The organism is Kitasatospora sp. NPDC086791 (assembly GCF_040685975.1).
GTDB lineage: Bacteria > Actinomycetota > Actinomycetes > Streptomycetales > Streptomycetaceae > Kitasatospora.
Genome location: NZ_JBFBOC010000012.1, coordinates 148,077 through 171,794, shown reverse-complemented (window position 1 = coordinate 171,794; position 23,718 = coordinate 148,077). Strand labels below are relative to the sequence as shown.

At 75.5% G+C, this 23,718-nt stretch carries 21 protein-coding genes; 14 read left to right on the top strand and 7 right to left on the bottom strand.

Translation table 11 applies throughout. The features are described 5' to 3' along the window. The first annotated feature begins 10 nt into the window (after window positions 1-10). The 3 genes from AB0Q99_RS19005 to AB0Q99_RS18995 all read left to right on the top strand — a co-directional run bounded on the left by AB0Q99_RS19005 (window position 11) and on the right by AB0Q99_RS18995 (window position 2,512). Entirely contained in the window at window positions 11-1,006 is a 996-nt protein-coding gene (locus tag AB0Q99_RS19005) for a zinc metalloprotease (protein WP_363573191.1), read from the top strand. Between the two features lie 159 nt (window positions 1,007-1,165). Continuing rightward, window positions 1,166-1,615, top strand: coding sequence for a universal stress protein (locus AB0Q99_RS19000; protein WP_363573189.1), 450 nt, complete (start codon window positions 1,166-1,168; stop codon window positions 1,613-1,615). 63 nt (window positions 1,616-1,678) lie between these two features. Further along, complete coding sequence (locus AB0Q99_RS18995; RefSeq protein ID WP_363573187.1) at window positions 1,679-2,512, top strand: DNA-formamidopyrimidine glycosylase family protein; 834 nt, start codon at window positions 1,679-1,681, stop codon at window positions 2,510-2,512. A 7-nt stretch (window positions 2,513-2,519) separates the two neighbouring features. Here the strand turns inward: AB0Q99_RS18995 and AB0Q99_RS18990 are convergent, their stop codons facing one another. The 3 genes from AB0Q99_RS18990 to AB0Q99_RS18980 form a co-directional block, all read right to left on the bottom strand. After that, window positions 2,520-3,155, bottom strand: a complete 636-nt coding sequence (locus tag AB0Q99_RS18990; protein ID WP_363573185.1) for a uridine kinase — start codon at window positions 3,153-3,155, stop codon at window positions 2,520-2,522. Between the two features lie 95 nt (window positions 3,156-3,250). Further along, window positions 3,251-4,570, bottom strand: coding sequence for a PQQ-binding-like beta-propeller repeat protein (locus AB0Q99_RS18985; RefSeq protein ID WP_363573183.1), 1,320 nt, complete (start codon window positions 4,568-4,570; stop codon window positions 3,251-3,253). A 157-nt stretch (window positions 4,571-4,727) separates the two neighbouring features. Continuing rightward, window positions 4,728-5,072, bottom strand: coding sequence for a DUF4326 domain-containing protein (locus AB0Q99_RS18980; protein WP_363573182.1), 345 nt, complete (start codon window positions 5,070-5,072; stop codon window positions 4,728-4,730). Window positions 5,073-5,165: 93 nt separating this feature from the next. Here AB0Q99_RS18980 and AB0Q99_RS18975 point away from each other — a divergent pair, with 93 nt between their 5' ends. The 3 genes from AB0Q99_RS18975 to AB0Q99_RS18965 all read left to right on the top strand — a co-directional run bounded on the left by AB0Q99_RS18975 (window position 5,166) and on the right by AB0Q99_RS18965 (window position 10,317). Further along, window positions 5,166-7,727, top strand: coding sequence for a SpoIIE family protein phosphatase (locus tag AB0Q99_RS18975; RefSeq protein WP_363573180.1), 2,562 nt, complete (start codon window positions 5,166-5,168; stop codon window positions 7,725-7,727). Between the two features lie 76 nt (window positions 7,728-7,803). Next, window positions 7,804-9,525: a histidine kinase gene (locus AB0Q99_RS18970; protein ID WP_363573178.1), complete on the top strand. Its 1,722-nt coding sequence runs from the start codon at window positions 7,804-7,806 to the stop codon at window positions 9,523-9,525. A 123-nt stretch (window positions 9,526-9,648) separates the two neighbouring features. Continuing rightward, entirely contained in the window at window positions 9,649-10,317 is a 669-nt protein-coding gene (locus tag AB0Q99_RS18965; protein ID WP_363573240.1) for a response regulator transcription factor, read from the top strand. Between the two features lie 95 nt (window positions 10,318-10,412). On the opposite strand, the gene AB0Q99_RS18960 is transcribed toward AB0Q99_RS18965, so the two are convergent. Next, window positions 10,413-10,646, bottom strand: a complete 234-nt coding sequence (locus tag AB0Q99_RS18960) for a hypothetical protein (RefSeq protein ID WP_363573176.1) — start codon at window positions 10,644-10,646, stop codon at window positions 10,413-10,415. 224 nt (window positions 10,647-10,870) lie between these two features. On the opposite strand from AB0Q99_RS18960, the gene AB0Q99_RS18955 reads away from it, so the two are divergent. The 4 genes from AB0Q99_RS18955 to AB0Q99_RS18940 all read left to right on the top strand — a co-directional run bounded on the left by AB0Q99_RS18955 (window position 10,871) and on the right by AB0Q99_RS18940 (window position 14,226). Then, complete coding sequence (locus AB0Q99_RS18955) at window positions 10,871-11,623, top strand: transglycosylase family protein (RefSeq protein WP_363573174.1); 753 nt, start codon at window positions 10,871-10,873, stop codon at window positions 11,621-11,623. A 247-nt stretch (window positions 11,624-11,870) separates the two neighbouring features. Further along, entirely contained in the window at window positions 11,871-12,542 is a 672-nt protein-coding gene (locus AB0Q99_RS18950; protein WP_363573172.1) for a class I SAM-dependent methyltransferase, read from the top strand. A 140-nt stretch (window positions 12,543-12,682) separates the two neighbouring features. Continuing rightward, complete coding sequence (locus tag AB0Q99_RS18945) at window positions 12,683-13,438, top strand: SDR family oxidoreductase (RefSeq protein WP_363573170.1); 756 nt, start codon at window positions 12,683-12,685, stop codon at window positions 13,436-13,438. 182 nt (window positions 13,439-13,620) lie between these two features. Further along, on the top strand, window positions 13,621-14,226 hold the full coding sequence (locus AB0Q99_RS18940) for a TIGR03086 family metal-binding protein (RefSeq protein WP_363573168.1): 606 nt from the start codon (window positions 13,621-13,623) through the stop codon (window positions 14,224-14,226). A gap of 79 nt (window positions 14,227-14,305) precedes the next feature. Here AB0Q99_RS18940 and AB0Q99_RS18935 read toward each other — a convergent pair whose 3' ends face one another. Together AB0Q99_RS18935 and AB0Q99_RS18930 are read right to left on the bottom strand one after the other, a co-directional pair. Beyond that, window positions 14,306-14,773 (bottom strand): (2Fe-2S)-binding protein, encoded by a 468-nt coding sequence (locus tag AB0Q99_RS18935; protein WP_363573166.1) that lies wholly within the window; start codon window positions 14,771-14,773, stop codon window positions 14,306-14,308. Between the two features lie 88 nt (window positions 14,774-14,861). Continuing rightward, window positions 14,862-17,330, bottom strand: a complete 2,469-nt coding sequence (locus AB0Q99_RS18930; RefSeq protein ID WP_363573164.1) for a molybdopterin cofactor-binding domain-containing protein — start codon at window positions 17,328-17,330, stop codon at window positions 14,862-14,864. Window positions 17,331-17,750: 420 nt separating this feature from the next. Here AB0Q99_RS18930 and AB0Q99_RS18925 point away from each other — a divergent pair, with 420 nt between their 5' ends. From AB0Q99_RS18925 to AB0Q99_RS18910, 4 genes are all read left to right on the top strand, one after another. After that, on the top strand, window positions 17,751-19,100 hold the full coding sequence (locus AB0Q99_RS18925) for an MFS transporter (protein WP_363573162.1): 1,350 nt from the start codon (window positions 17,751-17,753) through the stop codon (window positions 19,098-19,100). A 152-nt stretch (window positions 19,101-19,252) separates the two neighbouring features. Continuing rightward, window positions 19,253-20,005: a Mut7-C RNAse domain-containing protein gene (locus AB0Q99_RS18920; RefSeq protein ID WP_363573160.1), complete on the top strand. Its 753-nt coding sequence runs from the start codon at window positions 19,253-19,255 to the stop codon at window positions 20,003-20,005. A gap of 94 nt (window positions 20,006-20,099) precedes the next feature. After that, window positions 20,100-20,525, top strand: a complete 426-nt coding sequence (locus tag AB0Q99_RS18915) for a hypothetical protein (protein WP_363573159.1) — start codon at window positions 20,100-20,102, stop codon at window positions 20,523-20,525. A gap of 20 nt (window positions 20,526-20,545) precedes the next feature. Further along, window positions 20,546-22,468: a CocE/NonD family hydrolase gene (locus tag AB0Q99_RS18910; RefSeq protein WP_363573157.1), complete on the top strand. Its 1,923-nt coding sequence runs from the start codon at window positions 20,546-20,548 to the stop codon at window positions 22,466-22,468. 140 nt (window positions 22,469-22,608) lie between these two features. Here the strand turns inward: AB0Q99_RS18910 and AB0Q99_RS18905 are convergent, their stop codons facing one another. Next, complete coding sequence (locus AB0Q99_RS18905) at window positions 22,609-23,685, bottom strand: restriction endonuclease (protein ID WP_363573155.1); 1,077 nt, start codon at window positions 23,683-23,685, stop codon at window positions 22,609-22,611. Between the last annotated feature and the right edge of the window lie 33 nt (window positions 23,686-23,718).

Sequence of the window (23,718 nt, the reverse complement as noted above, 5' to 3'; positions counted from 1 at the left end):
AGGAGCGCAGATGCGCCGTACTGCCCGGGTGCGCTCGCGTGCCCCCCGCCTGTTCCCCTGCGCCGCCGTGCTGGTGGCCGCCGCCGGCCTGAGCCAGTTCGCGGCGCCGGCTCCGCAGCGCGCCGCCGCCGTCGGCCCGACGACCGTCTGCGACGGCGCCGCCGCCGGGGCCGCCGACGCCGCCGACAGCGGGGCCGCCGCCCGGAAGCCGGCCGGCAGCCAGGCCGGGAAGGACCCGAACGCCGTCAGCGCGGCCCGGGCCCGGGCGATGCAGGCCGACCTGGACGACCGGCTCGCCGGCCTCGGCACCGCCCGTGCGCAGATCGGCTCCCCGACCACCGTCCGGGTCTACGTCCACGTGATCCACGCCGGCGACTCCGGGAACCTGGACGACCGCGCGGTCGCTGACCAGATCGACCACCTCAACGCCACCTACGGCGGCCAGGGCGAGGGCAACACCCCGACCCAGTTCCGGTTCGAGCTGGCCGGCACCGACCGGACCGACAACGCCTCCTGGTACACCGGCATGACGCCCGGTTCGGCTGCCGAGCGGGAGATGAAGACCGCCCTGCGCAAGGGCGACCAGGGCACCCTCAACCTCTACACCGCCCACCTCGGGCAGTCCCTGCTCGGCTGGTCGACCTTCCCGAACGAGTACCGGTCGGACCCGACCGACGACGGTGTGGTCGTGCTCGACGCCTCGCTGCCCGGCGGTTCCGCCACCCACTACAACGAGGGCAACACCGTCACCCACGAGACCGGCCACTGGCTCGGCCTCTTCCACACCTTCCAGGGCGGCTGCCTGCCCCCGGGCGACTACGTGGCCGACACCCCGCCCGAGCGCAGCGCGGCCTTCGGCTGCCCCGAGGGTCGGGACACCTGCCCCGGCGTCGGCCTGGACCCGATCCACAACTTCATGGACTACAGCTACGACGAGTGCATGAGCCAGTTCACCTCCGGACAGGCCCAGCGAATGGCGAACTCCTGGGCTGCCTACCGGAGTTGAGTCGGAATCCGTCGCTCAGGCGGCGGGCCGGGCCGCGCCACGGTCGGCGCGGCAAAGACCGGCCGCAGGCCCGGTGTGACCTATGTTCGAAGGGGCGGGACCGGTCAGGAGCCCCACCCGGCTGCACCGGCCGACAGAAGAAAGTGAAGGAGCAAGGCCATGAGCGCCATTCCCCGGATCGTCGTCGGCGTGGACGGCTCGCCCGCCTCGGAGCAGGCGCTGCGCTGGGCGGTCGACTACGCGAAGGCCGTCGGCGGCACCGTCAACGCCATCGCCGCCTGGGAGTACCCCGCCTTCTACGGTTGGGCGGGGCAGCCCGTGCCGACCACCGAGACCGTCAACCCGGAGGAGCTCGCGGGCAAGACCCTCTCCGACACCGTCGTCAAGGTGGTCGGTGACAGCCCGGCCGTGCGGATCAGCGAGAGCGTGATGCCCGGCAACGCCGCCAAGGCCCTGCTGGAGGCGGCCGAGGGCGCGGCGCTGCTGGTGGTCGGCAGCCGCGGCCTCGGCGGGTTCTCCGGCGTGCTGCTCGGCTCGGTCAGCCGCCACCTCACCGAGCACGCGCCGTGCCCGGTCGTCGTGGTCCGCGAGGGCCAGGCCCCGCAGTAGGGCGGTGGGCAGGGAGGCGGGGGCCGGTCGTCGCCGGGCCGCCGCGCGGGAGAGGATGGAGGCATGCCAGAAGGTGACTCCGTCTACCGCGTGGCGGCCCGGCTGCACGAGGCCCTCGCCGGACAGCCGCTGACCAGCGCCGACCTGCGGGTGCCCGCCCACGCCACCGCCGAACTCGCCGGCCGCCGGGTGCTGGAGGTCACCCCGCGCGGCAAGCACCTGCTCACCCGGCTCGAAGGCGGCCTCACCCTGCACACCCACCTCCGGATGGACGGCCGCTGGGAGCTCTACCGCCCGGGCGAGCGGTGGACCGGCGGCCCCGACTGGCAGATCCGGGCCGTCCTCGGCACCGACCGGGGCACCGCCGTCGGCTACCGGCTCCCCGTCGTCGAACTGCTGCGCACCGGCGACGAGCGGCGGATCGTCGGCCACCTCGGCCCGGACCTGCTCGGCCCCGACTGGGACCCGGTCGAGGCCGTCCGCCGGCTCCTCGCCCGGCCCGGCCGCCCGGTCATCGAGGCCCTGCTCGACCAGCGCAACCTGGCCGGGATCGGCAACGTCTACGCCAACGAACTGTGCTTCGTGGCCGGCGTGACACCGTGGACCGAGGTCGGCGAACTCCCGCACCCCGAACGGCTGGTGGAGCGCGCCCAGCGGATGCTGGAAGCCAACAAGCTGCGCCCCGGCCACATCACCACCGGTGACACCAGGCCCGGCTACCAGCACTGGGTCTACGGCCGGGCCGGCCGGCCCTGCCCGCGCTGCGTCACCCCGGTGGTGACCGGACGTCAGGGCTCGCCGCCGCGCGACCGGGCGGTGTTCTGGTGCCCGTACTGCCAGCGCGGTCCGGCTCCGGAGGCCGCCCGGGCCGGCCGGGGGAGGACGCAGTGGCGGTGAGGCGGGGCTACCGAGCCTCCACCAGCGCCGGGTGCCGGGGGTCGTCCATCCGGACGGTGAGGTCGGCGAGTTCGGCGGGGGCGGTCTCCGCGTCGTAGCGGGCGAAGGCGGGCAGGGTCCACTGCTGGTCGGCGGGGGTGCGGCGGGCCAGGGCGGCCGGGGTGAGGGCGAGGTGGACGGTCAGGTCCAGCGGCAGCCGGCGGCCGAGCAGGAGCGGTCCGTCCAGCAGCAGCACGCCGTTCGGCGGGAGCAGGGTGTAGAGGGCGCGGGTGGAGCGGTCGGTGACCGGGTCGCGCAGGGTGGGCAGGACACGGCCGCTGCCGCCGGGCTCCAGCGGGTCGAGGACCTCGCGCAGCAGGGCGCCGTCGTCCAGCCAGAGGTCGTGGAAGGCGTCCGCGTCGTGGTGGCCGTACTCCAGCCTGATCGAGGCCGGGCGCAGGAAGTCGGCCGCCGACACCCGCAGCGTGGGGCGGCCGCGCAGCCGCAGCGGCTCCACCAGGGCGTCGGCGAGCACTTCGGGGCGGGCGGCCGCCGCGCCGTCGACGGCCACCCGCAGTCGGCGCCCGGTGGCGTCGGGCAGGGTGGTGACGCGGTCGGCGAGGAGCTCGGCCAGGTTGTCGGGGGAGATCGGGCGTACCTGCATCGGGCCATCCTGCCGGGTCGGGGAGCCGGTCGGCTCAGTGCCGGGCCACCGCTCGGCTCAGGGGGGGGGCGGTCGGCGCCGCGTCGGAGAGCCGCTCAGCTCAGCGGGAGGGCGTGCAGGATGTCGTCGTGGCCCGCGTACAGGCGGCCGCCGTCGGTGGCGACGGTCCAGACGTCCTTGCCCGGGCCGGAGTCGTGGAAGGTCCAGCCCAGCCGGCCGGTCGGGGTGTGGATCGCGCTGACCCCGCCGGTCGCCGTACCCGGGACGAACAGCGTGTTCGCCGCGACCACCGGACGGCTGCGGCGGTCCAGCAGGAACGGCAGCCGACAGGTCCAGACCACCGCGCCGGTGACCGCGTCGTGACAGGTGACGATGCCGTGGTCGGTCGGGACGTACACCCGGGCGCCGTCCGGGACGGGCGGCAGCGCCCGCCAGGACTCGCCCCGGGCGGGGGAGTACGTCCAGCCCGGTTCGCCGGTGGGGCGCAGCATGCGCACGCCGCCGTTGCCGTCGGGGACGTAGACGTCCTGCGAGCCGGTGGCGCACCAGCGCAGGTCCTCGTCGCCGGGGGCGGTCCACAGCTCGCGGCCGGTGGCGGCGTCCCGGGCCACCAGTTCGGCGCGGAAGCCGAGGAAGCGGACGCAGGCCACGACCTGGCCGCCGATCCTGGTGGCGGGGGTGACCGGCTGCTCCTCGTGGTCGGTGGGGACGGACCAGAGGAAGGAGCGGTCGGCGACCCGCAGGGCGAAGAGGCGGTTGTCCGGCCGGGCGTCGTCGGGGCCGGGGCGGCCCCAGGAGTAGCCGTAGAGGATGCCGCGGTCGTAGCCGGTGAGGCGGGTCTGGCCCCGCAGCTCGTCGGGCAGCGGCAGGCTCCAGTCGGCGGCGGGGTCGGTGAAGTGGCGGGCGTCGAGGTGGCCCTCGTAGGTGGTGGTGAAGAGGAGGTCGGGCCCGATCACGACCTTGCCGAGCAGGTCGAGGTCGCTGGGCCAGTCCCGGCTGTCCGGCGGGTCGAAGACCAGCAGCCGGGCGGCGGTGCCCCGGGCGGGGTCGAGCACCTGCAGGCCGTTTCTGGACAGGTAGACCGGACGGCCCGGCGGGCCGGTGAGCCGGGCCGGGGTCATCACCTCGGGGCCGCGGTAGGTCCAGACGGGAGTCGGCCCGGAGAGGGCGGTGGGCTGCGGCCGGGTCGGCTTCGGCGGGGGGAGCGCCTCGCCGGCACCCGAACGGCCGAACGCCCACCCGGCCCCGCCCGCCGCGAGCACCCCGGCCCCGATCAGCAGCCGGCGCCGGCTCGGCCGCCGCCCGTCCCCGCCCCCGCCGATCACGTCCTCGGCCGCCGCGCCGTCGCTGTCTTCCTCCCCGTCCCACTGCCAGGACGTCCCGTGCGCGGCGTTCCCGGACGACGGCGACTGCATACCGCTCTCGCTTCCCCACCGGCGGCCCCACGCCGCCACCCGCCCGGAGGATATCGAACAGCCCTCGAACCGCCCGGAACCCGCGGATCGGCGGGTGGCGACGCGGTGGAGGGAGGAGAGGGGGGAAAGGAGGCGAGCGGCGCCGGGGCGCCGGTCGTCAGGGCTGTGCCGGGGGCCGGTCCGGCGGGTGGTCCGCGAGGTCGGCGAGGACGTCGGCGTGGCAGGGGAGCGGGGCGCACCAGCAGGCGAGGCGGTGGCCGCGCAGGGGCGGGACGAGGGCGAGGAGCTCGGGGCGGGCGAGCAGGTAGTCGCGGTACCTGGCGACCATCTGCTCGCGGGTGAGGTCGGGGCCCGGGCGGTACGGGCAGTGCAGGGGGGACTCGTCGAGGTGCCAGCCGCCGCGGTGCACGGCCCGGCCGACGTAGACGGCGTCCCGGTAGTCGGGGTCGTCGCGGTGGCCCTTGAGGTTGACCACGGTGGTGCGGCGGGAGGTGTTCGGCATGCCGTCCATGCTGGGGCCATCGGGGCGGCGCGGCAGCTCGGGGCGGGGCCGGCTCGCCTTGACACCGTTCCGGGCCCGGCGTAGCAAAAGAGCATGCGCCATCCGCGTGCGGCCGGTGGGGCCCCTGGGGCGCGGTCGGGGCAGGACCGGCCGCGGGAGCCAGGGGCCGACGCGGTGGTGCGCCGGGCCGTCCCACCGTCCGCGCCGGAGAAGGTCCGGCCGTCGGACCACCTCCGGGACGAACTGCTCGCGGACGCCGTGCGCGGGGTGCTCGGGTCCACCGGGGCGTACGGCGCGATGGTGTACCTGGTGTCGCGGGACCGCAGGTCGCTGGTGCTGCGGACGATCGCGGGGGTGCCGCTGTCGGTGATGAGCCCGTTCCGGCGGATCGCGGCGACCGGGCCGCTGCCGGTCGCGGTCTGCTTCCGGACCGGGCACCGGGTCGTGCTCTCCGGCGGCGAGGACACCATGCGGCGCTTCCCGCAGCTCGCGGTCGGCCTGCCGTACGACTTCGCGTCCGCCTGCGTGCCGGTGGAGCACGGCCAACGGCGGTTCGGGGTGCTGAGCGCGCTGTGGCCCGTCTCGGACGACGGGGTGCCGGAGTCGGCGGGCCCGCCGATCTCCGCCGCCGCGGCCGAACTGGGCGACGGGCTGGCCGCGTTGGAGGCGGCCGGGCAGCCGGTGGAGCCGGGCGGGGACCCGGCGGTGGTCGAGCTGACGCCGCCGTCGGTGCCGACCACCCGGGTCGGGCTGTTCGACTGGAACCTGGCCACCGGGGCGCTCTCCGCCGACGCGCGGTTCCGGGAGATCTTCGGGTTCGGGCCGGGCGCGTTCGACGGCACGGTGGCCGCCCTGAACGGCCGGATCGCCCCGGGCGACCTGCCGCAGTTCCGGGCCGCCGCCCGGACGGCGCTGCGGAACGGCGAGGTGCTGGCCGCCCGGGTCCGGGTGCTCGGGCCGGACGGCCTGCCGTACCCGGTGGAACTGTGGGCGCGGGTGCCGGAGGCGATCTCCGACGGCCGGACCCACCTGGTGGGCGCCGTGCTGGACGTCCGGAGCCTGACCGCCGCCGCGGCCGCCGTCGAGCGACTGCGCGAGGGCGTGTTCTCGCTCGACCTGGACGGCCGGATCCGGTACGCCAACCGCGCCACCGAGGCGCTGCTGCGGGCCCGCCGCGAGGACCTGATCGGCCACCACCCCTGGGACGTGCTGCCCTGGCTCGCCGACCCCTTCTACGAGAACCGCTACCGCGCGGCGCTGCTCTCCAAGCGGCCCACCACCTTCCTGGCGGCCTGCCCGCCGGACGACTGGCTCGCCTTCTCGCTCTACCCCGACGCGCACGGCGTCACCGGCCGGGTGGTCGCCGCCGAGCCGCCGCCGGGCGCCGCCGAGCCGCCGGCGATGCCGCCGCCGGCCGTCCGCACCGGCGTCGGCAGCACCCACCACCTGCTCCAGCTGGCCAGCGCGCTGACCGAGGCGGTCACCGTGCGCGACGTCTGCCGGGCGGTGGCCGAGGAGATCCTGCCGGCCTTCGGCGGCGAGGAGCTGGCCATCTACACGGTGCGCGACCAGCACCTGCAGCTGGTCTCGCAGGTCGGCTACCCGGACGGCTTCCTGGACAGCTTCGAGGGCACCCAGATCGACGCCCGCGTCCCGGGCGCGGAGGCCCTCAGCACCGGCACCCCGATCTTCTTCGAGTCGGTGCGCGAACTCGCCGCCGCCTACCCCGGCCTCGCCCTGGACGAGATGGGTGCCTGGGCGTTCCTGCCGCTGATCGCCTCCGGCCGGCCGGTCGGCAGCTGCATCCTCGGCTTCGACCGTCCGCGCCCGTTCACCGTCGAGGAGCGCGGCCTGCTCACCGCCCTCGGCGGCTTCATCGCCCAGGCGCTGGAGCGCGCCCGGCTGTACGACGCCGAGTTCACGCTGGCCCGCGGGCTGCAGCAGGCGCTGCTGCCGCACCGGCTCCCCGCCGTGCCCGGGATCCGGATCACCGCCCGCTACCTGCCCGGCACCCAGGGGATGGAGATCGGCGGCGACTGGTACGACGTGATCGTCACCGACGGGGACGTCACCCTGGTGATCGGCGACGTCGAGGGCCACAGCGTCGGCGCCGCCGCCACGATGGGCCAGCTGCGCAGCGCGGTCCGCGCCTTCGCGACCGGCGACGACCCGCCCGACCAGGTGCTCGCCCGCACCAACCGGCTGCTGCTCGACCTCGACCCCGGGCTGCTCGCCAGCTGCTGCCTGGTCCGGCTCACCCCGGCCGACGGCACCGCCCGGATCGCCCGCGCCGGGCACATGCCGCCGGTGCTGCGGCACCCGGACGGGCGGGCCGAGGCGCTGTACGCGGCGGGCGGGCCGCTGCTGGGAGTGGACGAGCTGGCCGAGTACCCGGTCAGCGAGCTGCGGCTGCGGCCGGGCTCGGTACTGGCCCTGTACACGGACGGGCTGGTCGAGGATCCGGCGGTGGCGATCGACCAGGGCGTGGACCGGTTGCGGGCCGCGATGGCCCGGGCCGAGCCGGGGGAGGGGCTGGAGGAGGAGGCCGAGCGGCTGCTGCGCGAAGTCGGCTCCGCCCGCCGGGTGGACGACGTGGCGCTGCTGCTGACGGCCTTCGGTCCGGACACCGCCGGGCCGCCGTCGCCGCCGGTGTGACCGGGAGACTTTCGTCGGTGCCGACGACGACGAAGGTGGACGGCGGAGGTTCCGGCCGGCCGGTTAGCCTCGACGGGTGGATGCGATCACGCGGGCCTGGAAGAAGGCGGTACGGACGGCGCTGCCGGGGCCCTGGCGGCCGCGCCGGGTGGTGGGCGAGGCCGCGCTCGCCCTGCTGATGGGCGGTCTCGCCGCGCTGCTGGAGGTCGCCGCCGACAGCACCGGCCTGGCGGTGCCGTTCGGGCTGGGCGTCGCGGTGCTGTGGGTGCTGCGGCGGGGGCTGCCGGTCACCGTGCTGCTGGCCGCCTCGGCCGCCTCCGGCTGGTCGGCCGGTTCGGTGCTGCTGCTGGTCTGCGCGGGCTGGGCCGCCGGGGCGCGGATCCGCCGGGTCTGGACGCTGGTCGGCACCTTCGTCCTGGGCTGGGTGCTGTTCACCGCGACCGGTGTGCTGAAGGACGCCGGCTCGGTCTCGCCCAAGCTCGTCCTGGGGCTGTCGCTGGGCGGGTTCCTGCTGCTCGCCGTGCTGCCCGGGCTCTACGGCCGCTACCGCGCGCAGCGGCGCGCGCTGCTGGACGCGCTGCGCGAGCGCAACGACCAGCTGGTGCGCGAGCGCGTCATGGTGGTGCACCAGGCGCGGCTGCGCGAGCGGCACCGGATCGCCCAGGACATGCACGACAGCCTGGGCCACCAGCTGGCGCTGATCTCGGTGCACTCGGGCGCGCTGGAGGTGGACCGCACGCTCACCGACCGGCAGCGGGAGGCGGTCGGAGTGCTGCGGCAGGCCGCGGTCGCGGCGATGCGCGAGCTGCGCGAGGTGGTCGGGGTGCTGCACGACGAGTCGACGGCGGTGCCGCCGATGGCGGGGGCGGCGGGTGCCGCCGGCGCGTCGGGCGCGGTGGGTGCGGGTGCGGGTGCGGCGGGTGCGGCGCCGGCCCGGGGCGGGGTGGACGGGATCGACGGGCTGGTGGACTCCTCCCGGGCGGCCGGGGCGGCGGTCGTGCTCACCAGGGAGGGCGAGCGGCGCCCGCTGCCGGCCTCGGTCGACCACGCGGCGTACCGGATCGTGCAGGAGGCGCTCACCAACGCCCACAAGCACGCCCCCGGCGCGCCCATCGGCGTCGCGCTCCGGTACGAGCCGGACGCGCTGGTGGTGGAGGTCACCAACGAGCGTGCGCCGGAGCTCGTGGGCGCGCGCACCGGCGCGGGCCAGGCCGTGAGTGGCGGTCAGGGGCTGACCGGGCTGCGGGAGCGCGTCCGGTTGGTCGGTGGCATGGTGCATGCCGGGCTGACGCCCGAGCAGGGCTTCCGGCTGGCCGCCGTGCTGCCGTACGAGGGGGCGGAGGGCGGAAAGGAGGGCGCCGCCGCCGCGGCCGGCGTGGACGACTGGGTGTTCGAGGGCCTGCCGACGGCCGACGGGGTGGACGGCGAGCGCCGCAGTCCGGCGCTGGGGTGCGCGGTCGGCGTGGTGGCGGTCGGGCTGACCGTGCTGGGGCTGCTGGTCTGGGGCGTCGTGGCCTTCGTGGACGGCAGCCGCGACGCGACGGTGAAGAAGCCGCAGTACGACCGGATCGAGGTCGGTACCGCGCAGGCCGCGGTGATGCGCGAACTGCCCTCCGGCAACGGCTTCTTCACCGATGAGTACAAGGGCACCGGGCCGACCCCGCCGGACGGGGCGCAGTGCCGGTGGTACATCCTGGACGGCACGCCCGGTGAGAGCTGGGACGAGCAGCACGTGGCGCGGTTCTGCTTCAAGGACGGGGCGCTGGTGGACAAGCAGGAGTACGTCGACCACGGCTGACCCGGACTGACCGGGGCTGCCCGCGCGGGCAGCCCCGGGAGCCGGGGGCCGGGTGTCCGGTCCGGTCGGCGGTGATGTGAGGATGGTGCCGCAGCCGCAGCACTGTTCGAGGGGATGACCAGCGTGATCCGAGTCCTCGTCGCCGACGACGAGCCGCTGATCCGGGCCGGGATCAGGATGATCCTCGGCTCCGCCGCCGACATCGAGGTGGTCGCCGAGGCCGCCGACGGCCGGGAGGCGCTGGAGCTGGCGCGGGCGCACCGGGTGGACGTGGTGCTGCTGGACATCCAGATGCCGGTGATGGACGGGCTGACGGCGCTCGGGGAGCTGCCGAAGGTCGCCCCCGGCGCGCGGGCGCTGATCCTCACCACCTTCGGGGAGCGCGAGAACGTCCTGCGCGCCGTGACCGAGGGCGGCGCCGGCTTCCTGCTCAAGGACACCGCGCCGAACGAGCTGATCCAGGCGGTCCGGGCGGCGGCCGGCGGGAACGCCTTCCTCTCCCCGGCGGCCACCCGGCACATCGTCGACTCGCTCGCGTCCGGGCGCAGCGGCTCGCTGGCCGCCCGCAGCGCCGCGGCCCGGCGCCGGCTGGAGGTGCTGACCGGGCGCGAGCTGGAGGTGCTGGCACTGCTCGGCGAGGGACTGTCCAACGCCGACGCGGGGGCCCGGATCCACATGAGCGAGGCGACGGTGAAGACCTACGTGAGCCGGATCCTGGCCAAGCTGGGCTGCGAGAACCGGGTCCAGGCGGCGCTGTTGGCGCGGGACGCGGAGCTCGACGGCCGGAGCTGAGCGCGTTCGTTCAATCACGGAGTGTGGTCGATGTGGGCGATCCCACTCGACGGCCGCACGGAACCGGGAACTCCGGCTGCGTTGGTGACGGTCCGTCAGTGATCCGTCGCGGCGCGTCGATGGTGTGCCGGCACTTGCGAATGGACAGGTGTGAGCGAGGGCACGGAAAGTGACCATTTGATCTTGGAAATGCGGTCAAAACCGGTCGAACCGGGCGTCGTTTCTTGATCGATACCGCCGGTAACAGTCAACTGACCTGCGGCGTAGAAGAATTGCTTGCTGAGCCCCGGGGTTGCCCCTAGCTTCATTGGCGGCGCAACGAGCGCCACCCGGGTTCACCCCGACGCACTGCCCGCCGACTGACCCACGGCGCGAGGGCGGTGCCTGCCGACCAGGCCGGCTCGAACAGGCCGTCGGCGAGCGGAGGTGACCGGGGCGGCAGGGCACGTCCGACGCGTGCCCGGCCGCCGTCGAGTGAGGTGAGCGAACACGACCGGCCCATGTCCCGGGCCTGGTTCCGCCTGCCCGCCCGGGGCTTGTCGAGAGGATCCGCATGAATCCCCGTCACGAGACCACCGCTGCCACCGAGACCACCACCAAGCGCAACCGTGTGCGGATGGCGGTCGTCGCGGGCGCCGCTGCCGCGGCCCTGCCGGTGGTCGGCCTCGTCACGGCCACCTCGGCCTCCGCCGCACCGGAATCCGCCTGGGACGCCGTCGCCCAGTGCGAGAGCGGCGGCAACTGGAGCATCAACACCGGAAACGGGTTCCACGGCGGCCTGCAGTTCTCTCCCAGCACCTGGAAGGCGTACGGCGGTACCGCGTACGCCCCCCAGGCCAACCAGGCGACCAGGGCGCAGCAGATCGCCGTCGCCGAGAAGGTCCTCGCCTCGCAGGGTCCGGGCGCCTGGCCGGTCTGCTCCAGGAAGGCGGGGCTGAGCAAGGGCGGCGCCCCGGCCGCCGTCGACACCTCGTCGGCCGCCAAGCCGGCCGCCAAGCCCCCCAAGCCGCCGACGAAGGTGGCCCAGCCCGCCGTCAAGCCGGCCCAGGCCGCGCCGGCGGCCAAGCAGCAGGCGCCCAAGGCCGCCGACCCGGCCGCGGGCCGGCCGTCGGCGAAGCCGGCGCAGTCCGCGCCGTCGAGCCCGAAGAACACCGCGGGCGGCAGCTACACCGTCCGGAGCGGTGACACCCTGAGCGACATCGCGGCCAGGTACGGCGTCGACACCGACGCCCTCTACAGCAAGAACGTGCGCGTCGTCGGCGACAACCCGGACCTGATCTTCCCGGGTCAGACGCTGACCATCTGACGGATCCCGCGAACACCGATGCGGCGGAGTGCCCGACCCAGCCTCCGCCGCGGCCTCGCAACCCGGCCGAGCGGCTGCCCCCTGTACGGGGGCGGCCGCTCGGCGCAGTGCGTTCCGGGTGGGTGCGCTTCGGGCGGGGTGCGTTCCGGGTGCAGTGCGGTCCGGGCTGCGTCGGGTCGCTTCCGGGCTGTTCCGGGTTGCTCCGGGCTGATCCGGCGAGCTGCTGCCGCGCCGGTAGGGTCGGCTGATGGTCCGACTGATCGACGACAACGCGCTCACCGCCTCCTCCGTGGTGGCCAACAGCACCATGAACCGCGAGCGCGGGCTCAGCGGGGTGAACAGCTACGCCCGTGAGCTCGGGTTCTCGCCGCTCGCCTGGCTGCTGGAGCGCACCGGCGCGGCACCCGGCTGGCTGGACCTGTGCAGCGGTGAGGGCCGGGCGCTGGCGGAGGCCGCGCGGCGGCTGCCGGAGGGGGTCGAGCTGACCGGGGTCGACCTGGTCGGCCCGATGGCCCCGCCGCCGGACGCGGCGGCCCTGCCCCAGCTGCGGCTGGTCACGGCGGCGGTCGCGGACTGGGCGCCAGGCCGGTCCTACGACCTGATCACCTGTGTGCATGGCCTGCACTACCTCGGCGACCAGCTCGGCGCGATCGCCCGCGCCGCCTCCTGGCTGGCCCCGGACGGCCGGTTCGCCGCCCACTTCGACCCGGAGTCGGTGCGCCGGCCGGACGGGTCCAGCGCGGCCCGTCCGGTCGTGGCGGCACTGCGGGCGGCCGGGTTCGGGTACCAGGCGCGGCGGCACCTGCTGGTCCTGGACGGCGGGCGGCCGGTCGAACTGCCCTTCGTCTACGCGGGGGCCGACCCGGCCGCCGGGCCGAACTACACGGGGCAGCCGGCGGTCGGTTCGTACTACCGGTAGGCGGCGCACGTGCCGGAGCGCGGGGGCGCTTCGAGGCATGGTTGAACGTTGAACGCAACGTCCGAATGCCGCCGGAGGTTTCCGGCGCCCCGGACCAGGATCGAGTCATGTCCGAGATCGGAACGAGGAGTTCTGGAGATATGACGATGAACGGTGCGGCAGTGTCCGAGCGCAAGGTCGCCCTGGTGACCGGCGGCAGCCGGGGGATCGGGGCGGCGGTCGCGTTGCGGCTGGCCGAGGACGGCGTCGACGTGGTGCTGACCTACCAGGGCGGCGCCGAGCGGGCCGAGGAGGTCGCCGCGAAGATCACCGCGATGGGGCGGACCGGCTGGGCCGTCCGGGCGGACAGCGCGGACCCGCAGGAGGTGCAGGCCGTCGTGGCGGCGGTCGCCGAGCGGTTCGGGCGGCTGGACGTCCTGGTGAACAACGCCGGCATCGGCGTGCTCGGGCCGATCGACGAGCTGACGCCGGACGACGTCGACCGGGTGCTGGAGGTGAACGTCCGGGCGCCCTTCCTGTTCGCCCGGGCGGCCTCCGCGCACCTGGCCGAGGGCGGGCGGATCGTCACCATCGGCAGCTGCATCGCCAAGCGGGTCCCCTTCCCCGGTGCCACGCTGTACGCGACCAGCAAGGCCGCGCTGATCGGGCTCACCAAGGCACTGGCCCGCGAGCTCGGCCCGCGCGGGATCACCGCCAACCTGGTGCACCCGGGCCCGATCGACACCGACATGAACCCGGCCGCGGGCCCGTCGGCGGAACTCCAGCGCGGGCTCACGGCGCTCGGCCGCTTCGGCACCGGGGCGGAGATCGCGGCCGCCGTCGCCTACCTGGTGGGCGAGGACGGCCGGTACGTGACGGGTGCGGAGCTGGCGGTGGACGGCGGCTTCGCGGCCTGACGGCCCGGTGAGTCGGTCGGTCGGCGGGCCCGGTGGGTCGGTCGGTCGGCGGGCCCGGTGGGTCGGTCGGGTGCGACGGCAGGCGCCCGGCGCACGCGGGGGCGGTGTCGTGCCGGGCGGTCGCCGGCGCTCGCGCTTACGATCGCCCGGCACGACCCGTGCCCCCGACCGAGAGGTGTGCCATGACCGCAGCGGACGACCCGATCGGACTGCTCGCCCGGGCCCTCGCGCAGACCGCCGGGCTGATCGACGGCACCGGCGTCGAGCTGGCCGGTCACCCGACCCCCTGCCGCTCCTGGGACGTCGGCGACCTGGTCAGCCATCTGCTGCACGACCTGCGGCAGTTCACCGTCCGGGCGAAGGGCGGACAGCCGGACTGGTCGCAGCCCTTCGAGCGGGTCGAGGAGGACTGGCTGCACGCCTTCGAGGCCGGGGCCGAGGAACTGGTCGACGCCTGGCGCGCCGCCGGGAACCTCGGCGGCACCTTGGAGGTGCCCGGCATCGGGACCCTGCCGGCCCGCTTCCCGGTGGACCAGCAGATCGCCGAATTCGCCGTCCACGGATGGGACTTGGCCCGCTCCGGCGGCCAGTCCACCGAGGGTCTGGACCACGAGGTCGCGCTCGCCGCCCTCGCCTGGGCGGAGGGTGCGCTCAAACCCGAGTACCGCGGCACCGAGGAGGACCACCACGCCTTCGGCCCGGCCGTCGCCGTGCCCGAGGACGCCCCGCCGTACGACCGGCTCGCCGCGTTCTTCGGGCGCGACCCGGCGGCGCCCGTCGTGGGGTAGGCCGACTTCCGAAGTAGGGCTGCGGAGAGGGGACTTCGGAGGCAGTCGGGCGCGTGCAGGTACGCAGGCCAGTGCGCCGTCAGGGCCTGGCGGCCTGCCGGGCGGCCGCCTGCTTGATCGCCTCGCGGATGCGCGGGTAGGTCCCGCAGCGGCAGACGTTCTGGATCCCGTCGATGTCCGCGTCCGTCGGGTTCGGGGTGCGGCGCAGCAGGGCGACCGCCGCCATGATCTGGCCCGGCTGGCAGAAGCCGCACTGGGCGACGTCGCAGGAGAGCCAGGCCTCCTGGACGGGGTGCAGGGTCTCGCCGTCGGCGAGGCCCTCGATGGTGGTGACGCTGTGGCCGGCGCAGTCCTTGACGGACCGGGTGCAGGGCTGGAACTCCTGGCCGTCCAGGTGGCTGGTGCAGGCGCGGCAGACGCCCACCCCGCAGCCGTACTTGGGGCCGGTGACGCCGAGCTTGTCGCGCAGCACCCAGAGCAGCGGCATGTCGTCCGGGGCCTCGACGGTGACGGGCCGCCCGTTGAGGACGAAGGTGTGGGTGGGCATGGGGAGTCGGGATCCTCGGCTCTGGGCGGACGGACGGGTGGTCGCGATGTTCGGGTGGTGGTGACGGGCGGGCGGCGGCGCCGGAAGGTCAGAAGGAGATCGGGAAGGAGCGCGGGCCGGTGCCGGTCGCGCGGGCGTACGCGTTGGCGACCGCGGCGCAGGCGGCCGGGACGCCCAACTCGCCCGCGCCGCCCGGCGGTCCGCTCGGCGGCATCAGGTGGATCTCGACCACCGGTGGGGTGTGCCGCTGCCGGGCGTAGTGGAAGTCGCCGAAACTGCCCTCCCGGAACGCGCCGTTGTCGAGGTGATTGCCGGCCTGCAGGACCACCGAGATGCCGTCGACCAGCGCGCCGGTCAACTGCGCCTCCAGACCACGGGGGTTGATGACCCGGCCGACGTCGGCGGCGATCACCGCCTTGGTGACCCGGGGGTCGGCCCGGTCGGTGGCGTCCAGCTCGACCAGGTAGGCGGCGGCGCCGCCGTTCTCCTCGTGGTAGCCGATGCCCTGGGCCTGGCCGGGGCGCATCGGGCGGCCCCAGTTCCCCTTCGCGGCGACGGTGTCCAGGACGGCCCGGCCGGCGGCGCCGCGCAGCCGGGCGCGCCGGAAGGCGACCTCGTCCTGGCCCATCCGGCGGGCCAGTTCGTCCATCACGATCTCGTCGCAGACCCGGACGGTGCCCGAGTACACCGAGCGCCAGCTGCCGGTGGGCAGGTCCAGCGGGACCTCGGCGAGCAGTTGGGTGGGGATGCCGACGTCGTACGGGTTCTTCTCGGTGAGCAGGAAGAACACCTGGGAGGTGCCGAGCCCGGCCAGCGGGAGGTGGTAGCCGGCGGCGGTGAGCGCCTCGCCGAGGCCGTGGCCGAAGTCGGTCCGCACGCCGGCGACGCGGTGCTCCCAGCTGAGCACGCGGTCGAGGCCGTGGACGGCCCGGATCCGGTGGTGGCCGGCCGGGCGCATCCGGCCGTGGCGCATGTCGTCGTTGCGGGTCCACATCAGCTTGACCGGGCGGCCCGCGGCCTTGGAGATCCGGGCGGCCTCCAGGGCGGCGTCGAAGAACAGCCGCCGGCCGAACGAGCCGCCGCCGCGCACCACGTGGACGGTGACGGCGCTCTGCGGCAGGCCGAGGTCGGCGGCGATGGTCTGCTGGGCGACGATCGGGCTCTGTGCGGCGAACCACAGCTCGGCCCGGTTCGCCCGGACGTCGGCGACGGCGGTGAGCACCTCCATCGGGGCGTGGTTGACGAAGGCGAAGTCGAACTCGGCGTCGAGGTGCTGGGCGAGCGGCGGTGGCGGGAGGAACGGCGGGTGGGCGGCGCGCAGCCGCTCCCTGACGTCGTGGTCGGACAGGCCCGCGAGCGGGCCCGGGTGCCAGGTGGTGCGCAGTGCGTCGCGGGCCTTGAGCGCCTGGTCGAAGGTCTCGGCGAGGACGGCGACGCCGCTCGGGACCTGCACCACGCCGAGCACCCCGGGCATCGCGCGGGCGGCGGAGGCGTCCAGGGACTCGAGGGTGCCGTTGACGGTGGTGGGGCGGGCGACCACGGTCGGCACGGCCCCCGGGACCCGCAGGTCCCCGGCGTACGTGGCGCGGCCGGTGACGATGTCGCGGGCGTCGATCCGGCCGGTCGGCCGGCCGACCAGGCGCAGTTGGTCGGCCGCCTTGGGGAGGGTGGGGACGGCGGGCGCGGCGATCGTGGCCGCCGCGACGGCCAGTTCGCCGTAGCCGAGCCGGCGGCCGTCGGGGGCGAGGACGGCGGAGTCGGCGGTGCGCAGGGTGGCCGCCGGAACGTTCCAGCGCCCGGCGGCGGCGGTCACCAGTCGGGCACGGGCGGCGGCGGCCGCGCCGCGCACCGGGTCGTACAGCGAGCGGATGGAGTTGGAGCCGCCGGTCAGCTGGTTGAAGAGCAGTTCGGGGCGGCCGTCGGAGAGCGGCACGTCCACATCGGTGAGCCGGGCGTCGAGCTCCTCCGCGACCAGCATCGCGATCGCGGTGGTGAGGCCCTGGCCGACCTCCAGCCGGGGCAGGTGCAGCACGGCGCGCCCGGCGGGGGTGACTTCGAGGACCAGCAGGTGCGAGGTCGGCAACCCGGCGAGGATCATCGCGTCGCCGAGGCCGGCGACGTCCGGGACGCCGGGCAGGCCGAGCAGCTGCGGGGGTGCGGCGGTGCGGGCGGCCGCGGCGGCGTGGGTGGCCGGTCCGGCGGCCTGTCCGGTGCCCGGCCCGGCGGCCCGCGCGGTGGCGGGGTCGGCGGCGTCGAGGCCGAGGCGGGCGGCGACGGTGAGGGTGGGCGCGGCCAGTAGGTAGGTGAGGAAGCGGCGCCGGCGGGTCGGTCCGGCCTCGGCCGCCCCTGCCGCGCGGCGGTCGGCGGTGCGGGAGGGGTCGGCGGCGCGTGGGTGTCCGGCTGGGGTGGGGTGTTCGGCGGGGCCCGGGTTTCCGGTGGGGTCCGAGGGCGCGATGGAGGTGCTGATGGGAGGTGCCCTTCGAGCCGGAGACGGCGCCGGATCGGGCGGGCACGGCGGCCCCGGCCCCGGTGCCGGATCGCGAACGCCGTCGAGCATAAAAGGGCGCTACTGACGGGTCAACACGGTCAAAGTTGGCCCCTGGACCGGCTGATCGTGGTTTTGCAGCGTCCGGCCGGAGCGGATTCGGAGCGGGTACGGACGGCGCTTCGGCCGCGCGGGGAAGGCCCGGGTGGAGCGCCGTCGCAGCACCCGGAGACGCCAACGGGCCGGTGTCGCACGAGGGTTCAGCGCTCGGCCGGCGGTACGGCGGCGGGCGGAAGTGGCCCAAGGAATTCCTTGATCACTGGACCTGTCGACTGGTCCGGTTCCTGCCTAGGGTGAGGGGTGAAACCGTTGCCGACGGTGGTGAACCCACGGCCCGCGCGCCGCTCGCCGCTCCGGTGCTGTCGCCCGTCCGTGGGTGGACGGCCCTCCGTCGGCGGAACGGTGACGATCCGTCACCAGAGGAGGAGAGACGTGCCGGCCGACCCAGCCGCCCGGCGGGGCAGCCTGCTGCCGCCCGCCGGCCCCCAGCGGACCCTGGCCGCAGCCCAGTTGGCGAGCGCGGTGGGCGACGGCGCGTACTACACCTGCTCCGCGCTGTACTTCACCCGGGTCGTCGGCATGTCACCCACCGCCCTCGGACTCGGCCTCGCCGTCGGCTGGGCGCTCGGCTCGGTGGCGGGCGTCCCGCTCGGCCACCTCGCCGACCGGCGGGGCCCGCGCCGTACGGCGGTGGCGCTCGGGCTCGCGGCCGCGGCCCTCGCCGCCGCCTTCCTGGTGATCCGCTCCTACCCGCCGTTCCTGCTCGCGGTCTGCCTCTACGCGACCGCCCAGTCCGGGCTGACGGCGGCCCGGCAGGCGCTGGTCGCCGGTCTGGTGCCGCCCGGGGAGCGGACCGGCCTGCTCGCCCATCTGCAGTCGACCCTCAACGGGGGCTTGGCCGTCGGCGCGGCCGTCGGTGGCATCGCGCTGAGTGTCGGCAGCCGGGCCGCGTACCTGGGCGCCTTCGTCGTCACCGCGCTCGGCCTGCTGATCGGCGCGCTCGTCCTCCGGCTGCTGCCCGAAGTCCCGCCCGGGCCGAAGGAGTCCGGCACCGGACCGCGGCTGGCCGTGCTGCGCGACCGGCGGTACGCCGCCGTCACCCTGGTCAATGCCGTGCTGCTGCTGCGCATGCCGCTGCTCAGCCTGATCATCCCGCTCTGGATCGCCCGGCGCGCGCCCGGGATCGGCTGGCTCGGCTCGGCGCTGTTCGTGCTCAACACCCTGGCGGTGCTGCTCGTCCAGGTCCGGGCGGCGCGCGACGTCACCGGGCTCGACTCGGCCGCACGGGCGGTGCGCTCGGCCGGGGTGCTGCTGCTCGGCTGCTGCGCGGTCTTCGGACTGTCCGCGCTGGACGTACCGGTGTGGGCGGTCGGCGCGCTGCTGGTCGCGGCGTCGGTGCTGCAGGTGGCCGGCGAGATGCGGCAGTCGGCGGGCTCCTGGCAGATCGGCTTCGACCTCGCCCCGCCGGAGCGGATCGGCCAGTACCAGGGCTTCTTCGGCACCGGCGTCGCCGTCGCCCGCACCCTCGGGCCGCTGCTGCTCACCGCACTGCTGCTGGACGGGGGCCTCGCGGGCTGGCTGGTCCTGGGCGCGGTGTTCCTCGCGGCGGGCTACGCGATGGGGCCGGTCGCTCGCTGGGCGGAGCGGGACCGGGCGGATCAGGGCCGTGCGGAGCGGGTCCGTGCGGAGCGGGTCCGTGCGGAGTGGGACGGTGCGGAACGGGACCACGCGGCGTCACCGGCGTCACCGGTCGTGACGGGCGCCGCGGCGGAGGAGGCGTAGCGGTGCGCGGGGACGCCGGGCGCGCAGGGGCTGCCGGGACAGCCGAGGTGGCGGGCACGACCGGGCGGCTGGGGGCCTCCGGGCCGCAGCCGCCGGAAGCGGGAGCCGGAAACTGCTGGCCCCCACCCGCCGCGCGCTGGCATGCTGGCCGCGTGGACCGACCCCAGATCTGGCTCGACTTCGCCCCTGAGCTGCACCTCTTCGTCTCCTCGCCCCGGCGGGCGGGCCGCACCGCGCTGCGCACCGACGGCGTCTCCACCCTCGGCCACGTGGTCGAGTCCCTGGGCGTCCCGCTCACCGAGGTCGGCGCCCTGCTGGTGGACGGCCGGGCCGTCCCCGACGCGCACGTCCCGGCCGACGGCGAGCACATCGAGGTCCGGGCCGTGACCAGGCCACAGCCCTCGGCGGCCCCGCCGCGCTTCCTGCTCGACGTCCACCTCGGCACCCTCGCCCGCCGACTGCGCCTGCTCGGCGTGGACGCCGCGTACGAGAACCCCGACATCGGCGACGCCGCGCTGGCCGCCCGTTCCGCGGCCGAGCAGCGCATCATGCTGTCGCGCGACCGCGGCCTGCTGCGCCGCCGCGAGCTCTGGGCCGGTGCCTACGTCTACAGCCACCGCCCCGCCGAGCAACTGCGCGACGTGCTCTCCCGGTTCGCCCCGCCGCTCGTTCCCTGGAGCCGCTGCACCACCTGCAACGGCACCCTGCGCACGGCCACCAAGACCTCGGTGCGCGAGCAGTTGCGGGACGGCACCGAACGTTCCTACGACGCCTTCGCCCAGTGCACCGAGTGCGGCCAGGCCTACTGGCGCGGCGCCCACCACGCCCGGTTGGAGGCGATCGTCACCGAGGCCGTCCGGGACTTCGGGCCGGGTCGGGGGCAACTCGGGGTCGTCTCCGGGTAGCGCGCTCTGGCGGGCGGGCGGGTGACCGTGGTCCCATCGGCGGTGGGGGACGAGACCACGCTACTCGGTCACACGAGAGAGGCCAGGTCGTCGGATGAACCATCAAGCAGACCACCCGCCCTTCGGCACCGCGGACCTCGGGGACACCCCCGTGGTCACCGCCCCGGACGGCGCCGAAGTGCACCCGCTGCTGGTCCTGGAAGGGCGGGGGAGCCTCGCGGTGTTCGCGCTCGCTCCCGGACGGGTGACCCATGCGGTCTCGCACGCCACCGTCGAGGAGCTGTGGCTGGTCACCGCGGGCAGCGGCGAGCTCTGGCGCCGCCAGGACGGGCGGGAGGAGGCCGTACGGCTCGCTCCCGGCACCGCCGCGTCGGTGCCGCTCGGCACCGCCTTCCAGTTCCGGGCGGACGAGGACTCCGACGGGCCGCTGCGGATCACCGCCGTGACCATGCCGCCCTGGCCCGGGACGGACGGCGAGGCCCGCCCGGAGGAAGGTCCCTGGAAGGCGACCGCCCGATGAGGCGCACGCTGTCGCGCCGCGTGACGCCTCACCGCGCGCTGTCGCGCCGCCCGCTGGCGGCGCTGGTCGCGGCCGCGGCCGCGACCGCGGCGGTGCTCGGGCTCACGGTCGCCCCGGCGGCCGCCGCGCCCGCCGCGTCCCCGGCGCCCGTCGCGGAGCCCGTCCGCACCGTCGCCGGGTCCGGCCAACCGCAGCTGCAGTCGCGCTACGTGACCATGCCGGACGGGGTCCGCCTCGCCGTCGACGTCTACCTGCCCGAGGGCACCCGGGCCGGTGCCGACCTGCCCACCGTGCTGGTCACCCAGCGCTACTGGCGAGCCAGGGTCCGCGTCGGCGAAACCGCCGGTGTGAGCGGCGAGGCCGAGCTGTGGACCGCCCGCGGCTACGCCTATGTGGTCGCCGACCTGCGCGGCACCGGCGCCTCCTTCGGCACCCTCACCTCCGAACTCGGCGCCGCCGTCGTCGCCGACAGCGGGCCGCTCAGCGACTGGATCGCCGCCCAGCCCTGGTCCAACGGCCGGGTCGGCACCACCGGCATCTCCTACAGCGGCGACACCGCGATGCTCGCCACCGCCCTCGGCAACCACCACATCACCGCCGCCGCCCCGATCTCCTACGACTTCGACCCCTACGAGGACCTGGTGCGCCCGGGCGGCGCGCTCATCGAGCCCCGGCTCGCCCCGTACGCGCTGCTGCTGCGCATCCTCGACCAGGCCGGCGGCACCACCTGCGACACCGACCAGCGGACCCGGGAGCTCTGCGCGCACATCGGTCTCACCGGCCTCCAGCCCCGCCCGGTCGACGGCCCGGACGGCCCCGCCCTGCTCGCCGCCGCCCGCGCCGAGCACGCCGGCAACGCCAACCTGGTCGAGATGGCGGCCTCCGGCGTGTTCCGCGACTACCGGGACGGCCCGAAGAGCTGGACGGTCGGCAGCGTCGGCGAGCACACCGACGCCGTCGAGGCGGGCGGGGTACCGATCCTGACCCGGGCCGGCTGGCTCGACGCGGGCACCGCGAACGGCGTGCTCTCCCAGTTCACCGGCCTCGGCAACACCCAGGACGACTGGATCGGCCCCTGGAACCACGGCGCCGGCTGGCTCGCCGACCCCTTCCAGCCGGCCCGCCCGCTCACCCGGCCGGAACACGCCCAACTCGACCAGCGCACCTTCGACTTCTTCGACCGCTACGTCCGGGGCGACGCCCGCCCCGACGGCACCCGCCAGGTGCACTACTACACCTTCAACGAGGGCGTCTGGCGCACCACCACCCGCTGGCCGGTGCCCGGCACCCGCACCCAGGCGTTCTACCTCGGGGCCGGCAACACGCTCGGCCGCCGGCCGGCCGACCGCCGCACCGGTACCGACCTGCTGCGCCTCGACCCGACCGCCGGCACCGGCCCGCTGGACCGCTGGAACACCAACCTCAGCGGCGACGAGGTCAGTTACCCCGACCGGGCCGCCGTCGACGCCAAACTGCTCGGCTACACCAGCGCGCCGCTCACCGCCGACACCCGGGTCACCGGGAACGGGAAGGTCACCCTCGACGTGACCGGCCTGGCCGGCTCGGCCCGGGGCGCCCTGCACGTGTACCTGGAGGACGTCGCCCCGGACGGCCGGGTGACGTATCTGACGGAGGGTCAACTCTCCCTGGCCAACCGGGCCGTGGCCGATCGGGACGACAATCCCGACTGGCGCCGGCTGCGCACGCCGCGCAGCTACGCGGCGGAGGACGCCGAGGACTTCCCGCAGGGCGAGGCGCAGCGCGTCACCATCGACCTCCAGCCGGTCTCGGTGCTGTTCCGGGCCGGTGAGCGGATCCGGCTCACCGTGGCGGCCGCCAACCCGGACTCCTTCCAGCTGCTCCCGGCCGACGGCCGGGCGAGCTACCGGATCGGGTGGGGCGGGGACCGGGCGTCGGTACTGGAACTGCCGGTCGTGCGGTGAGGCCGACGGCGCGAGACCCGCGGTGTGAGGCCCACGGTGTGAGGTCCGGGGCCTGAGGTCCGGGGCCTCGGGCCCCCGGGGCGGGTGCCTCGGCGTGCGGTGCCCGGCCGCGGAGCCCCCGTGGCCGGGCGGCCCCGGCGCTACGCCTCCTCGACCTCCAGGCCGTACGCGACCACCGCCTGCCGCAGCCCGCCCGGGTAGCCGGCGAGGGCCGGGGTGAACTCCCAGTCGCCGGAGGCGTCGCGGTCGAACCGGCCGAGCCGCATCGCGGTGTTGGTCTCGGCGCCGTCCGCCAGGTGCATCACGGCGGCGTCCTGGTCGACACCGGTCTCCAGGATCAGCGCCGGTCCGGCGAATCCGGCCATGGTGGCGTCCGGGTGGTTCTCGGTGTCGGCCGCGGCGATGACGACGAGCCGGTCGACGTCGGCGGGCAGCGCGTCGAAGTCGACCAGCAGGCAGGCGTCGGCGTCCTGGTAGCCGCTCACCAGCCGGACCGAACCGTCGGGCGTGGAGCCGTTGTTGTAGAACACCAGGTGGTCGTCGGAGACCGCGACGTTCCCCCGGCAGACCAGGGCGGCGATGTCGTACTCCTCCTCCCCGGTCCAGTGCAGGAGCAGCCGGGCGGGCTCGGCGGCGACCTCGATCGCGGGCAGTTCGGCCAGACCGGCCGCCTCGGCGGCGGACTCCTCCTGGGCGGCGGTGAACACCTCGTGGAAGCCGTGGTGCTTGAGCAGTCCGACCAGCTCGGAGCCGTTGATCAGGGTGACGGCCTTGCCGGTGACGAACTGGTGCGAGCTGGGGCCGAACCGGCTGGTCGTGACGAGGACGGCCTTCGTCGCGGCCTCGTCGTGCCGCAGCGTTCCGTAGAGGTCGCGCACGGCCGAGGGCGGCACCGTGTCGCGGTACCGCTTCACCTGCACGATCACGTTGCCGCCGCGGAACGGATCGGTGTCGATGCCGCGGACGTCCACCCCGCCGTCCCGGGACCGCGCGGTGAGCTCGACCTTCAGGCCCATCGCCTCCATCAGCCGGGCGACGAGCCGCTCGAACTCGACCGGGTCCATCGACAGCAGGAGCTGGAGCTCGCGCACCCGTTTGGCCATCCGGCCGCGCTCGGCGGTGGTGTCGTCGCGGAGGTGGCGGAACAGCACGCGCTGGGCGCGGCGTTCGTCGGCGTCGGGGTTGCCGAGGCGGTGGAGTTTCCGGCTCCGGGACATGGAGTGCCCCCTCTTGCAGGTGACGATTGTTGC

Bases quoted from the DNA above. Each gene is read 5' to 3' on its own strand.
- AB0Q99_RS19005 (WP_363573191.1), top strand. From the start codon at position 11: ATGCGCCGTACTGCCCGGGTGCGCTCGCGTGCCCCCCGCCTGTTCCCC.
- AB0Q99_RS19000 (WP_363573189.1), top strand. From the start codon at position 1,166: ATGAGCGCCATTCCCCGGATCGTCGTCGGCGTGGACGGCTCGCCCGCC.
- AB0Q99_RS18995 (WP_363573187.1), top strand. From the start codon at position 1,679: ATGCCAGAAGGTGACTCCGTCTACCGCGTGGCGGCCCGGCTGCACGAG.
- AB0Q99_RS18990 (WP_363573185.1), bottom strand. From the start codon at position 3,155: ATGCAGGTACGCCCGATCTCCCCCGACAACCTGGCCGAGCTCCTCGCC.
- AB0Q99_RS18985 (WP_363573183.1), bottom strand. From the start codon at position 4,570: ATGCAGTCGCCGTCGTCCGGGAACGCCGCGCACGGGACGTCCTGGCAG.
- AB0Q99_RS18980 (WP_363573182.1), bottom strand. From the start codon at position 5,072: ATGCCGAACACCTCCCGCCGCACCACCGTGGTCAACCTCAAGGGCCAC.
- AB0Q99_RS18975 (WP_363573180.1), top strand. From the start codon at position 5,166: ATGCGCCATCCGCGTGCGGCCGGTGGGGCCCCTGGGGCGCGGTCGGGG.
- AB0Q99_RS18955 (WP_363573174.1), top strand. From the start codon at position 10,871: ATGAATCCCCGTCACGAGACCACCGCTGCCACCGAGACCACCACCAAG.
- AB0Q99_RS18950 (WP_363573172.1), top strand. From the start codon at position 11,871: ATGGTCCGACTGATCGACGACAACGCGCTCACCGCCTCCTCCGTGGTG.
- AB0Q99_RS18945 (WP_363573170.1), top strand. From the start codon at position 12,683: ATGACGATGAACGGTGCGGCAGTGTCCGAGCGCAAGGTCGCCCTGGTG.
- AB0Q99_RS18940 (WP_363573168.1), top strand. From the start codon at position 13,621: ATGACCGCAGCGGACGACCCGATCGGACTGCTCGCCCGGGCCCTCGCG.
- AB0Q99_RS18935 (WP_363573166.1), bottom strand. From the start codon at position 14,773: ATGCCCACCCACACCTTCGTCCTCAACGGGCGGCCCGTCACCGTCGAG.
- AB0Q99_RS18930 (WP_363573164.1), bottom strand. From the start codon at position 17,330: ATGCTCGACGGCGTTCGCGATCCGGCACCGGGGCCGGGGCCGCCGTGC.
- AB0Q99_RS18915 (WP_363573159.1), top strand. From the start codon at position 20,100: ATGAACCATCAAGCAGACCACCCGCCCTTCGGCACCGCGGACCTCGGG.
- AB0Q99_RS18905 (WP_363573155.1), bottom strand. From the start codon at position 23,685: ATGTCCCGGAGCCGGAAACTCCACCGCCTCGGCAACCCCGACGCCGAC.